This is a genomic window from Nonomuraea sp. NPDC049158 (genome assembly GCF_040648335.1).
In the GTDB taxonomy this organism is placed as follows: Bacteria; Actinomycetota; Actinomycetes; order Streptosporangiales; family Streptosporangiaceae; genus Nonomuraea.
Genome location: NZ_JBEZDM010000031.1, coordinates 25,861 through 38,620, shown reverse-complemented (window position 1 = coordinate 38,620; position 12,760 = coordinate 25,861). Strand labels below are relative to the sequence as shown.

The window sequence follows — 12,760 nt, the reverse complement described above, 5'->3', positions numbered from 1 at the left end:
TCGCGATCAGGTGATTCCTCGCTGGGCGTTCCGGAACTCGGTGGCGTGGCGGGTGAGGTGTTCGATGTCCGTCAGGTAGAGGTCGGCGTGCCCGTCGGCCAGGTGGGCGGCGAACGCCTCGTTCCCGGCCGCCGCCTGCCGCCGCATGTGATCGACCATCGCCCGCAGCCGTTCGGCCGCCACCTCGGGCAGCGCCGTACGCTCCTCGCCGGAAAGGCCGTAGGCGTCGGCGAGCAGCCGGAGCCGCCTGGCCTGCTCGGTCACCGACGTCACGGCCTCGCCGTTGCCGACGGCCGACAGCGGCACGAACCGGTAGGCGGCGTAGGCGACGTCCCACAGGCGCGGCCCGGGATGGGCGGTGTCGAAGTCGATGAGCGCCACCGGCAGGCCGTCGCGGTAGACGCAGTTGTAGGGGGCGATGTCGCTGTGGCAGATGACCTCGAACGGCTCGCGCGCCGGGAAGTACCACTCGGCGTCCTGCGCCGCGAAGCCGGTGGTGGCCTCGTGATAAGCCCGCATGAGTACGGCCAGCGCCTCCAGCGCGGCGTCACTCCAGGCGTAGGCGGGCAGCGGGTAGTGCGCCACCTCGCCCGGGACGAAGTCGAGGATCTCCCGGCCGGCCTCGTCCAGCCCGTACGCGCGGGGCGCCCCGTCGAACCCGGCCGCGGCGAGGTGATCCAGCAGACGGTGTACGGCCGGCGTCCAGGGACCGGTCGGCCGCCGGACGGTGTCTCCCACCCGGACGACCTCGTTGACCCCGCCGCCCGCCAACGGCTCTTCGATCATTCGCGGGACTCTACGCCATCACCGCGTCCCTCTGCCTGGGTGGCGCGCACCTAGGAACAGCGCTGCCTACACCGGCCGCTACACCGTGACGGGCGCCCATCTGGACTATGTGGACGACACCGGGTTCACCGCGACGGGCGATATCCGCGACGGCGTCCTCTCTCACGAGCATCTGGTGCTCTACCGGAAAGCCTGAATACAGAAATGCCCGGCCCCCGTGCCGGGGACCGGGCATTTCTCGAGCCGCGTACGGTCAGTGGCGGCGGCCGACGACCTTCACCCAGTCGGTGGCCTGTGAGCCGTCGAGCCACTCGGCGCCCTCGAAGACCGCCTTCCAGGTGCCCGAGGTGTAGGCCGGGACGCGGGTGGAGAAGTAGCCGTCACGGCTGGTCCGGACCGACTCCACGTACTCCCACCGGCCGCTGCCGTCGGCCTTGAAGAGGATCGAGATCCGCTTCCAGCCGAGGCGGTGCCACGACTCCGACTCCTTGCAGTAGTCGGCGTGGTGGACGGACACGAAGCCGCTGATGTAGTCCTCTTCGCACTGCACCGACAGCTTGCCCTCGAGGTTGAGGGGCTTGCCGCGCCAGGCGGGTTCGGGGTTGGCGTCGAACTGCAGGGCGGTGTGACCACCGTCGGGCTCGGGTTCCGCCAGCGCCGGAGTGGCGGCGGTCGCCACGACCGTGGCGCCCAGAGCTGCCGCGGCCAGTCCGGCGGCGAGACGTCGCATCATGAATGAACTTCCTTCCCCGTGGTAGAACGCGCCCCAAGGACAGAGCACGTCAACGCCATTGACGCGTTGGGGAAAGGAAAAGTTGCGAAAGCCCCGATCACAATCTTGCAACGACAATTCACCCGACGGGGTTTATGACACCGTTTTTAGGTGTTTATCCCGCTTTCATGGATTTTTGAGACCTTTGGGGCGTAATGGTCGGTTCCGAGATAGCGGACCCGCCAGTAGCCGCCGTTGCGGCCCCGCACCGTCCTGCCGAAGTCGCCCGTCTCGCCGGTGGTCGCGATCGCCGCCCGCTCCCACGTGTCCTCGGCCTCCGCGCGCCACAGGATCTCCACCTGCTGGTCCGCGAACGGCGCGTAGTCCTCGTAGCCGCGCGGGTCCACCCTGGTCAGGGAGCCGCGCAGCCGTACGGAGTCGGCGCCGCCCGCCTTCTCCGCCCGTACGGACGACATCTTGGTCTCCCGCTTGAGCTGGAACGTCTGGTTGCGCGTCACGCTCTGCCCGTCGTCGCCGGTCGCGGTGGCGGTGATCGTCCAGGTGCCCGACGGGTAGAAGCGGGTGAGGACCTTGTCGGGCAGGAACCGCCAGGTCTGCCAGCCGTCCAGCATCCGCATCCCGACCGGCACCGTCCGCCACTCCGGCATGAACGGCAGCGCGGGTTCCACGGTGATGGGCCGCGGCTGCGGCCGCCTGGCCGACGCCCAGATGTCCGGCCCGAACCAGGCCGGCCACCCCTCCCCGACAGGCCGCGCACCGGCGTCCACGGCCTGGGCGGGATCCACGACGGCCTCTCCGCCCGGAGCGGGCTTGATGCCCGGAGCGGCGACGCGCAAGGCGCCTCGGTGCCCGACGAGTCCCGGGCGCGGAGCCGCCGTACCACGCCGGGCCGCCCCCGTCGGACCGGGCGCGAGCACCCCGGTACCCGTGGAGGAGGCGGGAGGCGTACCGGGGACCGACGGTACGGCGCCGACGGGTGGTCCGCCGGTGATGGGCGGCTGGCCCGTGGCGCCGGGCGTGGAGCCGGGCTCCACCTTGATGCTCACCCCGTCCTTGCCCTTCACCCCCTTGGCGACCACGTCGATCACCAGGCGGACGGTGTTCCCGGCCCCGACGACGGGGCTTGCGGGCCGGATGTTGATCTCACGAATGGCGAGCTCGCTCGCTGCGGAGGACGCCGGTATGGGCACCGCGAGGGCCCCCGCCGCGAGCGAGACGAGAAGAAGACTTCTGGTCATGGTCGAGACGCTAGGAAGCACCCGGTAATGACCAGGACCACGACGCACGCCCCGAACGGCAAAGGATCAGCCGGAGTACAGGCCCTCGATGACGTCGGCGTACTTGGCGTGGATGACCCGCCTCTTGAGCTTCAGGCTGGGCGTCAGCTCCTCGGTCTCGGCCGTCCACTCGGTGCCGAGCAGCGCCCACCGCTTGACCTGCTGCACCCTGGCCAGCTTGGCGTTGGCCACCACGACGGCGGCCTCCACCTCCTTGAGCACGGCGGAGTGCTCGGCCAGTTCGGCGAGCGAGCCGAACGTGATGCCGCGCGCCTGGGCCCAGCCGGGCGCCACCTCGGCGTCGAGTGTCAGCACGGCCACCGGGTAGGCCCGGTTGTCGCCGTAGGCGAGGGCCTGGCCGATGAGGGGGTGCTCCTTGAGGTGGTTCTCGATCTCGGCCGGGGAGATGTTCTCGCCGCCGGCGGTGATGATCAGCTCCTTCTTGCGGTCGACGACCCGGTAGAAGCCGTCGTCGTCGACCGAGCCGATGTCGCCGGTGTGCAGCCAGCCGTCGTCGTCGATCAGCTGGGCGGTGTCCTCGGGACGGTTGTGGTAGCCGCGGGTGTTGAGGGGGCTGCGGGCGAGGATCTCGCCGTCCTCGGCGATGCGGACCTCGACGCCCGGCTCCGCCCGCCCGACGGTGCCCAGGCGGTAGCAGGAGGGGCTGTTGCCGGTGAAGGCGCCGGTCGTCTCCGTCATGCCGTACACGTCGATGACCTTGAGCCCGAGACCGGCGTAGAAGCGCTGCACCTCGGCGGGCAGCGGCGCGGCGCCCGTGGCGGTCCACTCGGCGCGGTCGAAGCCGATCATGCCGCGGATGATGGACAGCAGTGAGGAGTCGGCCTGCTCGTAGGCGGCGGCGATCTCGGGGGTGAGCGTGCCGCCGTACTGCCCGGCCTCGACGTAGGCGACGCCGGCGGCCATGGCCCGTCGTACGGCGTCCTGCTGCTCGTCGGTCTGGGTGGCGAGGACGGCCAGCAGGCGGGCCATCATCTTCTCCCACACGCGCGGCACGCCGAAGAACATCATCGGCTTGACCTGCCCGAGCGTGGCGCCGAGATTGGCCAGGTCGGTGCAGAAGTACACGTGGGAGACCTTCACCAGGGGCAGGTAGAGGCTGAGCACCCGCTCGGCGATGTGCGCGTAGGTGAGGTAAGAGATCTGCGTGCCCTGGAGGGGCAGCGAGGTGATGCGGTCGGTCGACTCGACCTCGTAGAAGACGTTCGTGTGGGTGAGGGGGACGCCCTTGGGCCGGCCGGTGGTGCCCGAGGTGTACAGGACGGTGGCCACGTCGTCCGCGGTCACGGCGCGCCAGCGGGCCTCGACCTCGTCCGGGTGCGCGGCCAGCGCGGAGCGGCCCAGCTCCAGGAAGTCCGGCCAGGACAGGAACCGGTCGTCGTCGGGCGCGCCCTCCAGCATGATGATCTTGCGGAGTCCCGTCAGCCGGTCCAGCACCGGCTGCCAGCGGGCCAGCTCGGCGGGCCCGCCGAGCACCACGATCCGGGCGCTCACATCGGCGGCGACGAACGCGATCTGGTCGGGCGCGAACGTCGAGTAGACGGTGCAGCCGACGCCGCCCGCGTGCACCGCGCCGAGGTCGGCGAGCACGTGCTCGCTCCTGTTGATCATCATCAGCGCGACGGATTCGCCGGGTTCGAGGCCGAGCGCGGCGTATCCGGCCGCAATCTCGAGCACCCGCTGCCTGGCCTCGCCGTAACTCAGCGTGTTCCAGCCGCCGTCGACGGGGTCGGAGTAGGCGGGCGCGTCGGGGTAGCGCTCGGCCAGCTCGCCGAGCTGCCCGCATACGGTACGGCCGGCGATTAACCGCTCGATCTCGGCCCGGACTTCGAGGACATCTGCCATGGCACCCGCCTCCAGTCAGTACTCACTTGCCCAGCTGGCATGCATCGCACCACACCGCCGGGGTAGCGGCAAGACCATGGCATCGTCGTCACGTAGAGTGATGGATCGCGCACAAAGGAGGGCGGCGCATGACCAAGAGCGAAAGGACGTTCTTCGGGCATCCGTGGGGCCTGGCGACGCTGTTCGGCACCGAGATGTGGGAGCGTTTCAGCTGGTACGGCCTGCGCGCCATCCTGGCCACCTTCATGGCGGCCTCGCCCGCCCAGCACGGCCTCGGCATGACCGAGCAGACCGCGCAGGCGGTGGTCGGCGTCTACGGCGCGCTGATCTACCTGGTGGCGCTGCCCGGCGGCTGGATCGCCGACCGGGTGCTGGGCCCGCGCAGGTCGGTCTTCCTGGGCGGCTTCATCATCATGTGCGGCCACATCAGCATGGCCCTCCCGGTCGGCGACTCGTTCTTCATCTGGCTCGGGCTGCTGCTGATCATCGCGGGCACCGGCCTGCTCAAGCCGAACATCTCGGTCATGGTCGGCCGGCTCTACCGCGACGAGGACGACGGGCGCAGGGACGCCGGGTTCTCGCTGTTCTACCTGGGCATCAACATCGGCGCCTTCCTCGCGCCGATCGTGGTGGGCGAGCTGGCCGCGGGCGGCCGCTGGCATCTGGGCTTCGGCGCGGCGGCGGTCGGCATGGCGCTGGGCCTGCTGCAGTACACGCTGGGCAGGAAGAGCCTCAGGGGCGTCGGCGACGAGCCGGGCCTGCCGCTGACGCCGGCCGAAGGGACGCGGGCCGTCAAGGTCGTCTCGTTCGCGGTGGCGGTGACCGTGGTGGCCATGGCGATCTGGGTGGCGACGGGGACGTTCACGCTGTCCAGGCTCACGGTCGTGGTGACGGTCGTGGTGCTGGCGGTGCCGGTGCTCTACTTCGGCTACATCATGCTCGGCAGCCACGACCTGACCGAGGACGAGCGGCTGCGGATGAAGGCCTACATCTGGCTCTTCGTGGCGGCCGCCATCTTCTGGATGATCTTCGACCTGGCGCCGAGCAAGCTGCTGTTCTTCGCCCAGCACAACACCGTCCTGTCGCTGTTCGGCATCCCCATCCAGGCGGCGACCACGCAGTCGTTCAACTCGCTGTTCATCCTGCTCCTGGTGCCGGTGTTCGCGGCGCTGTGGACGAAGCTGGGGACCCGGGTGAGCACGCCGCAGAAGTTCGCGTTCGCGTTGTTCATGGCGGGTCTGAGCTTCGTGGTCATGGCGCTGGCGGCCAAGCTGGCCGAGACGGGCAAGATCTCGGTCTGGTGGCTGGTGCTGGTCTATCTGATCCAGGTGTTCGGCGAGCTGTCGCTGAGCCCGGTCGGGCTCTCGGTCACCAGCAAGCTGGCGCCGCGGGCGTTCAAGGGCCAGATGCTCGGCATCTGGTTCATCGCGGTCTCGGTGGGCGACGCGGTCGGCGGCCAGACCGGGCGGCTCAGCGACGTGCTGTCCGAACCCGCCTACTACCTGCTCCTGGCCTCGACGGCGGTCGTGGCGGGAGTGGTGTTGCTGGTGTTCACCCGGCGGCTGCGGGTACTGATGGCGGAGCACCACACCCAGCCGCTCCGGTAGAAATCTCTCTCGTGTCGGAAATTCTCGATCTCGTAGGCATCTTCGTCTTCGCCCTGTCGGGCGCGCTGATGGGCGTACGCAAGCGGCTCGACGTGGTGGGCATGGCGGTGATCGCCGAGATGACCGCGCTGGGCGGCGGCGTCGTGCGCGACCTGATCCTCAACGTCCGGCCCACCGCCTTCCAGAGCTCCGGGTACGTGCTCGTGCCGCTCGCGGCCACGGTCATCGTGTTCTTCTGGCATCCGCACGTGGCCAAGGTGATGCCCGCCATCCTGGTGCTCGACGCGGCGGGCCTCGGGCTGTTCTGCGCGGTGGGCACCGAGAAGGCGCTCGACTACGGGCTCGGCCCCCTGCACGCGGCCCTGCTCGGCGTCACGACGGCGGTCGGCGGCGGCATGCTGCGCGACGTGCTGGCCGGGGAGATCCCGACACTGCTGTACGACCGCCAGCTCTACGCGGTCCCCGCGACGCTCGGCTCGGCGGTGATGGCCGCGCTCTACACCCACGATCTGCACGGCTGGCCCGCCACGCTGGCCGCCGCCGTACTGGCCTTCGGCCTGCGCATCGCCGCGATGCGCTACAACTGGCGGGCCCCGCTCGCCCGGGGCGTCAAACCCCCGGAATGAGCCGGGCGCCTCAGACCATCGGCATGAGCGAGTCGGGCAGCCGCGGCCTGGTCCCGGCGGCTCCGCGCTCGTGAGCCGCCGCGATCCGGCTGACGGCTTCGGCGAGCACCTGGGGCGGGTGCGTGTACGGCAGGCGCAGGTAGCCCTCCAGCGTGCCTTCCAGCCCGAACCAGGGCCCCGGCGCGAGGCGTACCCCCTGATGGGCCGCGGCGTCGGCGAGGGCGACCGAGGAGCCCCCGTCCAGCCGCACCCACAACGAGCCGCCGCCTTTCGGCACGGTGAAGCTCCACCCGGGCAGCCGTTCGCGGAGCACGGCGGCGAGCGCGTCGCGGGAGGCCCGCAGCGTGCGGCGGCGCTCGGCCCTGGTCTGCTCGATCCGGTCGAACAGCCGCGCCACCACGAGCTGCTCCAGCACCGGGCTGGCGATGTCCACGGCCCCGCGGTAGACGGCCAGGCGGCGGGCCAGCGCGGCCGTGGTGCGTACCCAGCCGATGCGCAGCCCGCCCCACCACAGCTTGGAGGCCGAGCCGATGCTGATCATCCGGCTGTCGGTGTCGAAGGCGGCCATGGGCGCCGTGCGCGGCACCTCGTCCAGGGCCAGCTCCGACCAGGTCTCATCGATCACCAGCACGGTGTCGGTACGCCTGGCGGCCCCGGCGATCGCGGCCCTGGTGGCGTCGTCCATGAGCGCCCCGGTCGGGTTCTGGAAGTCGGGCATCAGATAGGCCAGCCGGGCCGCGGACTGGCGCATGGCGCAGGAGAGCAGGTCTGCCTGCCAGCCCTCGTGCGAGATGCCGACGGGCACGATCCTGGCGCCGCGCTGGCGGGCCACGTCCATGGCGTGCGGGTAGGTGGGCGACTCGACGAGCATCGGGTCGCCCGCGCCGACGAGCAGGCCCAGCACGAGCTGGATGGCGTGCTGGGAGCCGGTGGTGACGAGGATCTGCTCCGGCCTGGTGGCCAGCCCGCGGCCGGTGTAGTGGGCGGCGATCCGCTCCCTGAGCGCGAGCAGGCCCATCGGGTCGTAGCCGTGGCCCATGCCGTACCTGGGCAGGTCCGCCACGGCCTCGGTCATGGCCTCGGCCAGCGCCGACGGCGCGGGCGGGGCGGCGCAGTGCAGTGGGATGAGCCCGTCGCCGTCGACGGACAGCCACGGGTTGTCCGCCGACATGGCCGGGTCCGGCAGCGCGGTCCAGCTCCCCGAACCCTGCCTGCTCTCCAGGTAGCCCCGCTCGCGCAGCAGGTCGTAGGCGGCCGTTACCGTGGTGCGGCTGACCTCCAGGGTCTTGGCCAGGTCACGCTCGGCGGGCAGGCGCACCCGCACCGGCAGCTGCCCGTCCATGATGAGCGCGCGCACGGAGTCGGCGAGCGCGCGGTAATAGGGCCGGGCGCCCGCCGGGACGTCCACCAGCCTGGCCACCTGAGTCGCCGACAAATGCCTCATAAGGCCACTTTCCGGGATTGGCCCTGTTTTGGCAAGCCGCATCCCTGCCACTCTAGGACCACTATGAGCGAAGCGACCGTCCCACGCCCGAATACCCTCCCTGTCCGCCTCCTGCGTCTTTACGGCGGCCTGGCGCTGTACGGGCTGGGCATCGCCTTCCAGCTCGTGTCCGGGCTGGGCAACGCCCCGTGGAACACCCTGCACCAGGGCCTGGCCATGCGGACGGGCCTGTCGGTCGGGACGATCATCCTCGTGGTCGGCGTGCTGGTGATGCTGCTGTGGATCCCGCTGAAGGAGAAGCCCGGCCTCGGCACGATCAGCAACGTCCTGTTCGTCGGCCTGTTCGCCGACGCCGGCTTCTCCGTCCTGCCCACCGCCACGCACTGGGCGGCGAGCTGGCTCTACCTGGTGCTCGGCGTGCTGTCGATCGCCCTGGCCACTGTCCTGTACATCGGCGCGGGGATGGGCGCGGGACCGCGTGACGGCATCATGACCGGCCTGACCCGGCTGGGCCTGTCGCTCCGGCTCGCCCGCTTCCTCATCGAGATCATGGTGCTGGCCGCCGGCTGGCTGCTCGGCGGCACGGTCGGCGTCGGGACCCTGATCTTCGCGCTGGCCATCGGCCCGCTGACCCAGCTGCTCACCCGCTGGTTCCCCATGTCGTGACCCCGGCCGCTCGCCCGCCGGCTCTCCAAGACTGATCTCGCGGCCGTGCCCGCTCTCGACGCGACGTGCGCGGAGCGGCCGCGAGATCGCCCTTCCGCCGGTAGCGTCGATACATGCGGATCGAGGACTATGCGCTCATCGGGGACATGCAGTCGGCGGCCCTGGTCGGCAGAGACGGCTCCATCGACTGGCTCTGCCTGCCCAGATTCGACTCCCCCTCCTGTTTCGCGGCCATGCTCGGCAGCGAGCGCAACGGCCACTGGTGGCTCGGCCCGACCGGCAGGCGGCCCGCCACGCGGCGGCGCTACCGCCCCGACACGCTCATCCTGGAGAGCGAGTGGGACACCCCGACGGGCACGGTCCGCGTCATCGACTTCATGCCGCCGCGTGACCGCAACCCCGACGTGGTCCGCATCGTCGAGGGCGTCTCGGGCACGGTCGAGATGTCCACGCAGCTCAGAGTCCGCTTCGACTACGGCAGGATCGTGCCGTGGGTGCGCCGCACCAACGGCCACCTGCAGGCGATCGGCGGCCCCGACTCCATCTGGCTGCACTCCCCCGTCCCGCTCAAGGGCGGCGACTACGCCCACCGCGCCACCTTCACCATCAAGGAGGGCGAGCGGCTGCCGTTCGTGTTCACCTGGCACCCATCGCATCAGCCGATGCCGTCGCAGATCCACGCCGAGACCCAGCTCGCCGAGACCGAGGCGATGTGGACCGAATGGGTGGCCAAATGCTCCTATGAAGGCCCCTACCGCGAGGCCGTCGTCCGTTCGCTGATCACCCTCAAGGGCCTCATCTACGACCCCACCGGCGCCATCGTGGCCGCGCCCACCACCTCCGTCCCCGAAGACCTGGGCGGGGTGCGCAACTGGGACTACCGCTACTGCTGGCTGCGCGACGCGACGATGACGCTCGACGCCCTGATCAACTCCGGCTATCTGGACGAGGCCGCCGCCTGGCGGGCGTGGCTGCTGCGCGCGATCGCGGGCCGCCCGCAGGACCTGCAGATCATGTACGGCGTCGCGGGCGAGCGGCGGCTGCCGGAGACGCAGCTCGAGTGGCTGGACGGCTACGAGGACTCCCGCCCGGTCAGGATCGGCAACGACGCCGTCAACCAGCTTCAGCTGGACGTCTACGGCGAGGTGATGAGCTGCCTGTTCTTCTCCAGGACCTCCGGCGTGGCCGCCGACGACCGCGCCTGGGCGATCCAGCGTCAGCTGCTCGACTACGTGGCCGAGCACTGGGACGAGCCCGACGAGGGGCTGTGGGAGGTACGCGGCCCGCGCAGGCACTTCACCCACTCCAAGATGATGTGCTGGGTGGCGCTCGACCGTGCCGTGAAGTACGTGGAGAGGTTCGGCAGGACCGGCCCCGTCGACAAGTGGCGGGAACTGCGCGACGTCGTGCACGCCGAGATCTGCGACAAGGCCTACGACCCCACGCGCAACACCTTCACCCAGTACTACGGCTCGACGGCCCTCGACGCCTCGCTGCTGCTCATGCCCATGGTGGGCTTCCTGCCGGCCGACGACCCGCGCGTGCTCGGCACAGTGGCGGCCATCGAGAAGGAGCTGATGTCCGACGGTTTCGTGCTGCGCTACCCGGTGGCCGAGGACAACGACGTCGACGGCCTGACCGGCGGCGAGGGCGCGTTCCTGGCGTGCAGCTTCTGGCTGGTCGAGGTGATGGCCATGCAGGGACGCAAGGAGGAGGCGACACGGCTGTTCGAGCGGCTGCTCGCGCTGCGCAACGACGTGGGGCTGCTCGCCGAAGAGTACGACCCGCGATACGACCGTATGGTGGGAAATTTCCCCCAGGCGTTCAGCCACGTCCCCCTGGTGCACGCGGCCCGCGCGCTCTCCCGGCTGTGCTGATCTGATGGTTCAGGCGGCGAGCCGGGCCAGCACCTTGGCGAACTCCGGCGGCGGCGCCACCACGAGTCGGGCCAGGCCGTCCTGCAGGACGATGTCCGCCCTGATGAGGGTCAGCCGCCCCTCGTGCCACCAGTAGACCTGCGGGCTGAGCCCGTCGGTGCGTACGGCGTGCACGCGCAGCCGCTCCAGGGCCCGCACCACGCCGATCCCGTCGACCGGGTGCACGATCAGCGTGTACGGATCCGGCAGCACCACCAGCACCCCGTCGGCGGGCAACGGCAGATAGTCGCCGAGCCAGCGCAGATGGGTGGCGGCGGCCGGGGTCCGGCTGGTCAGGCGCCACACCGGCGTGCCCGACAGCTCGATGGACTCGATCTCCAGCCGCTCGTCCCGCCCGACGTTCGTGACGGCCAGCTCCAGCGCCCGGCCCGACGGGACGGGCCAGCAGCCGGCCTCCTCGGGGCGTACCGGCCTGGAGCCCACCGTGAGCAGCTCGACCAGGTCGCCGTTGATGTGGCGGCCGATCACCCTGGTCAGGTCGGCGACCTCGTCGACCGCCTCGACGCGGGTCCGCAGCAGCGGCTTGACCTGGTCGAGGTCGCACACGTCGAGCAGCTCGTCGGCCGCCGCGACCGCGTTGGCGAGGTGCTCGGAGACCAGCATCGGCCAGTCGTCCCTGGGCCTGCGGCCCGCCTCGCGGCGCAGCCCGGTGAGCCTGACCAGGATCTCCCTGCCGCCACTCAGCGTCAGCGAGGCACCGTCGGCGGCGAAGTCGCAGGTGAAGCCGAGGGAATCGGCGACGAGCCCGAGCAGGGAGTCGAGGTCGGTGTCCTCGATCGAGCGTCGCGAGGGCTCCCGGTCACGCCTGAACAAGTTCACGCACCGTGTCCCCTCTGTCCGTTTCGTCCGTATACGTGTATTCCTACCTTGCCTGCTCCTCGTCGCGGAACAGACCAGCCAGCGAGCACGATTCGGTATCGATAGCCCCAAGAGCCCCAAGCCACACACTCATCTGTGGTGCGCCGTGACCCACCGGCAACCCCGCCAGGACGGGCACTCCGAGCGGCAGCAGCCGGTCTTTAAGCACGGGATAGGGATCCCCGCAGCCCACCCACGTACCGAGGGCGATCCCGCGCACGCCGTCGAAGGCACCCGCCTGCAGGAGCTGGGTGAGCATCCGGTCGACGCGGTAGGGCTCCTCGCCGATGTCCTCCAGCAGCACGATCTTCCCGGCGAACGACGGGTGGTAGCGGGTGCCGCACATGGAGGCGAGCAGCGACAGGTTACCGCCCGCCAGTATGCCCTCGGCCCGGCCGGGAGACAGCACCAGGTCGCCGAGGACGGGCGGCGCCTGGCGGTCCAGGGCGGCCCGCAGGTGCTCCCAGGTGCGCGGCTCGGCCCCCTTCTCCTCGGCGATCACGTCGCAGGCCGGCATCGGGCCGTGCAGCGTGGGCACGCCCAGCTCCGCCGCGAACGCGTGGTGCAGCGCCGTGATGTCACTCGACCCGATCAGCGTCTTGGGTCCCGCCGCGCGCATGAGGCCCCAGTCGAGCAGGCCGAGCAGCCGGGCCGCGCCGTAGCCGCCCCTGGCGCAGAACACCGCGGAGACGGCCGGGTCGCACCAGGCGGCCTGCAGGTCGGCGGCGCGCGCCGCGTCGGTTCCGGCGAGGTAGGGAAGCTCCTGGCGGCCGAGAACGTGCTCGCCGACCACGACCTTCAGCCCGAGTCCCTCCAGGCGCTCGACCCCCCGCCTGAGCAGGACGGCGTTCGGCGGCCCCGAGGGCGAGACGACGGCGACGGTGTCACCCTGCCGCATTGATCAACTCCTGGACGGGCGGCGACGCCGAGGTTGGCTTTTTCACCCGCCAAACGGTGTCACAC

12 protein-coding genes are annotated in these 12,760 nt (G+C 70.7%); 5 read left to right on the top strand and 7 right to left on the bottom strand.

The annotated features are described in order from the left end of the window. Positions 1–6 precede the first annotated feature (6 nt). A complete protein-coding gene (locus AB0B61_RS43520) occupies positions 7–786 on the bottom strand; it encodes an aminoglycoside phosphotransferase family protein (RefSeq protein ID WP_358445463.1) in 780 nt (259 codons plus the stop codon). Between AB0B61_RS43520 and AB0B61_RS43515 the strand changes: the two genes are divergently transcribed. After that, positions 728–982, top strand: a complete 255-nt coding sequence (locus AB0B61_RS43515; RefSeq protein WP_358445460.1) for an Atu4866 domain-containing protein — start codon at positions 728–730, stop codon at positions 980–982. The two genes, AB0B61_RS43520 and AB0B61_RS43515, sit on opposite strands and share 59 nt — an antisense overlap. Before the next feature lie 57 nt (positions 983–1,039). On the opposite strand, the gene AB0B61_RS43510 is transcribed toward AB0B61_RS43515, so the two are convergent. The 3 genes from AB0B61_RS43510 to AB0B61_RS43500 form a co-directional block, all read right to left on the bottom strand. Further along, positions 1,040–1,519: a hypothetical protein gene (locus AB0B61_RS43510; protein WP_357649421.1), complete on the bottom strand. Its 480-nt coding sequence runs from the start codon at positions 1,517–1,519 to the stop codon at positions 1,040–1,042. A gap of 146 nt (positions 1,520–1,665) precedes the next feature. Further along, positions 1,666–2,757: a hypothetical protein gene (locus AB0B61_RS43505; protein ID WP_358445457.1), complete on the bottom strand. Its 1,092-nt coding sequence runs from the start codon at positions 2,755–2,757 to the stop codon at positions 1,666–1,668. 66 nt (positions 2,758–2,823) lie between these two features. Next, entirely contained in the window at positions 2,824–4,659 is a 1,836-nt protein-coding gene (locus tag AB0B61_RS43500) for an AMP-dependent synthetase/ligase (protein WP_358445454.1), read from the bottom strand. Between the two features lie 128 nt (positions 4,660–4,787). Between AB0B61_RS43500 and AB0B61_RS43495 the strand changes: the two genes are divergently transcribed. Together AB0B61_RS43495 and AB0B61_RS43490 are read left to right on the top strand one after the other, a co-directional pair. Next, positions 4,788–6,266 (top strand): oligopeptide:H+ symporter, encoded by a 1,479-nt coding sequence (locus tag AB0B61_RS43495; RefSeq protein ID WP_358445450.1) that lies wholly within the window; start codon positions 4,788–4,790, stop codon positions 6,264–6,266. An 11-nt stretch (positions 6,267–6,277) separates the two neighbouring features. Next, positions 6,278–6,892 carry a trimeric intracellular cation channel family protein gene (locus AB0B61_RS43490; RefSeq protein ID WP_358445447.1) on the top strand — a complete coding sequence of 205 codons (615 nt, stop codon included), beginning with the start codon at positions 6,278–6,280 and terminating at the stop codon, positions 6,890–6,892. A gap of 10 nt (positions 6,893–6,902) precedes the next feature. On the opposite strand, the gene AB0B61_RS43485 is transcribed toward AB0B61_RS43490, so the two are convergent. Beyond that, positions 6,903–8,336, bottom strand: coding sequence for a PLP-dependent aminotransferase family protein (locus AB0B61_RS43485; RefSeq protein WP_358445444.1), 1,434 nt, complete (start codon positions 8,334–8,336; stop codon positions 6,903–6,905). A gap of 63 nt (positions 8,337–8,399) precedes the next feature. Between AB0B61_RS43485 and AB0B61_RS43480 the strand changes: the two genes are divergently transcribed. Next, positions 8,400–9,002 carry a hypothetical protein gene (locus AB0B61_RS43480; RefSeq protein ID WP_358445441.1) on the top strand — a complete coding sequence of 201 codons (603 nt, stop codon included), beginning with the start codon at positions 8,400–8,402 and terminating at the stop codon, positions 9,000–9,002. A gap of 113 nt (positions 9,003–9,115) precedes the next feature. Beyond that, on the top strand, positions 9,116–10,879 hold the full coding sequence (locus tag AB0B61_RS43475) for a glycoside hydrolase family 15 protein (protein ID WP_358445439.1): 1,764 nt from the start codon (positions 9,116–9,118) through the stop codon (positions 10,877–10,879). 9 nt (positions 10,880–10,888) lie between these two features. Here the strand turns inward: AB0B61_RS43475 and AB0B61_RS43470 are convergent, their stop codons facing one another. Together AB0B61_RS43470 and AB0B61_RS43465 are read right to left on the bottom strand one after the other, a co-directional pair. Next, positions 10,889–11,758 (bottom strand): hypothetical protein, encoded by an 870-nt coding sequence (locus AB0B61_RS43470; protein WP_358445436.1) that lies wholly within the window; start codon positions 11,756–11,758, stop codon positions 10,889–10,891. A gap of 43 nt (positions 11,759–11,801) precedes the next feature. Continuing rightward, on the bottom strand, positions 11,802–12,695 hold the full coding sequence (locus AB0B61_RS43465; RefSeq protein ID WP_358445434.1) for an LD-carboxypeptidase: 894 nt from the start codon (positions 12,693–12,695) through the stop codon (positions 11,802–11,804). Between the last annotated feature and the right edge of the window lie 65 nt (positions 12,696–12,760).

What these genes read in the sequence shown, in the direction of transcription:
- AB0B61_RS43465 (WP_358445434.1), bottom strand. Translation starts at nt 12,695, where the DNA reads ATGCGGCAGGGTGACACCGTCGCCGTCGTCTCGCCCTCGGGGCCGCCG.
- AB0B61_RS43505 (WP_358445457.1), bottom strand. Translation starts at nt 2,757, where the DNA reads ATGACCAGAAGTCTTCTTCTCGTCTCGCTCGCGGCGGGGGCCCTCGCG.
- AB0B61_RS43480 (WP_358445441.1), top strand. Translation starts at nt 8,400, where the DNA reads ATGAGCGAAGCGACCGTCCCACGCCCGAATACCCTCCCTGTCCGCCTC.
- AB0B61_RS43485 (WP_358445444.1), bottom strand. Translation starts at nt 8,336, where the DNA reads ATGAGGCATTTGTCGGCGACTCAGGTGGCCAGGCTGGTGGACGTCCCG.
- AB0B61_RS43520 (WP_358445463.1), bottom strand. Translation starts at nt 786, where the DNA reads ATGATCGAAGAGCCGTTGGCGGGCGGCGGGGTCAACGAGGTCGTCCGG.
- AB0B61_RS43495 (WP_358445450.1), top strand. Translation starts at nt 4,788, where the DNA reads ATGACCAAGAGCGAAAGGACGTTCTTCGGGCATCCGTGGGGCCTGGCG.
- AB0B61_RS43510 (WP_357649421.1), bottom strand. Translation starts at nt 1,519, where the DNA reads ATGATGCGACGTCTCGCCGCCGGACTGGCCGCGGCAGCTCTGGGCGCC.
- AB0B61_RS43475 (WP_358445439.1), top strand. Translation starts at nt 9,116, where the DNA reads ATGCGGATCGAGGACTATGCGCTCATCGGGGACATGCAGTCGGCGGCC.
- AB0B61_RS43500 (WP_358445454.1), bottom strand. Translation starts at nt 4,659, where the DNA reads ATGGCAGATGTCCTCGAAGTCCGGGCCGAGATCGAGCGGTTAATCGCC.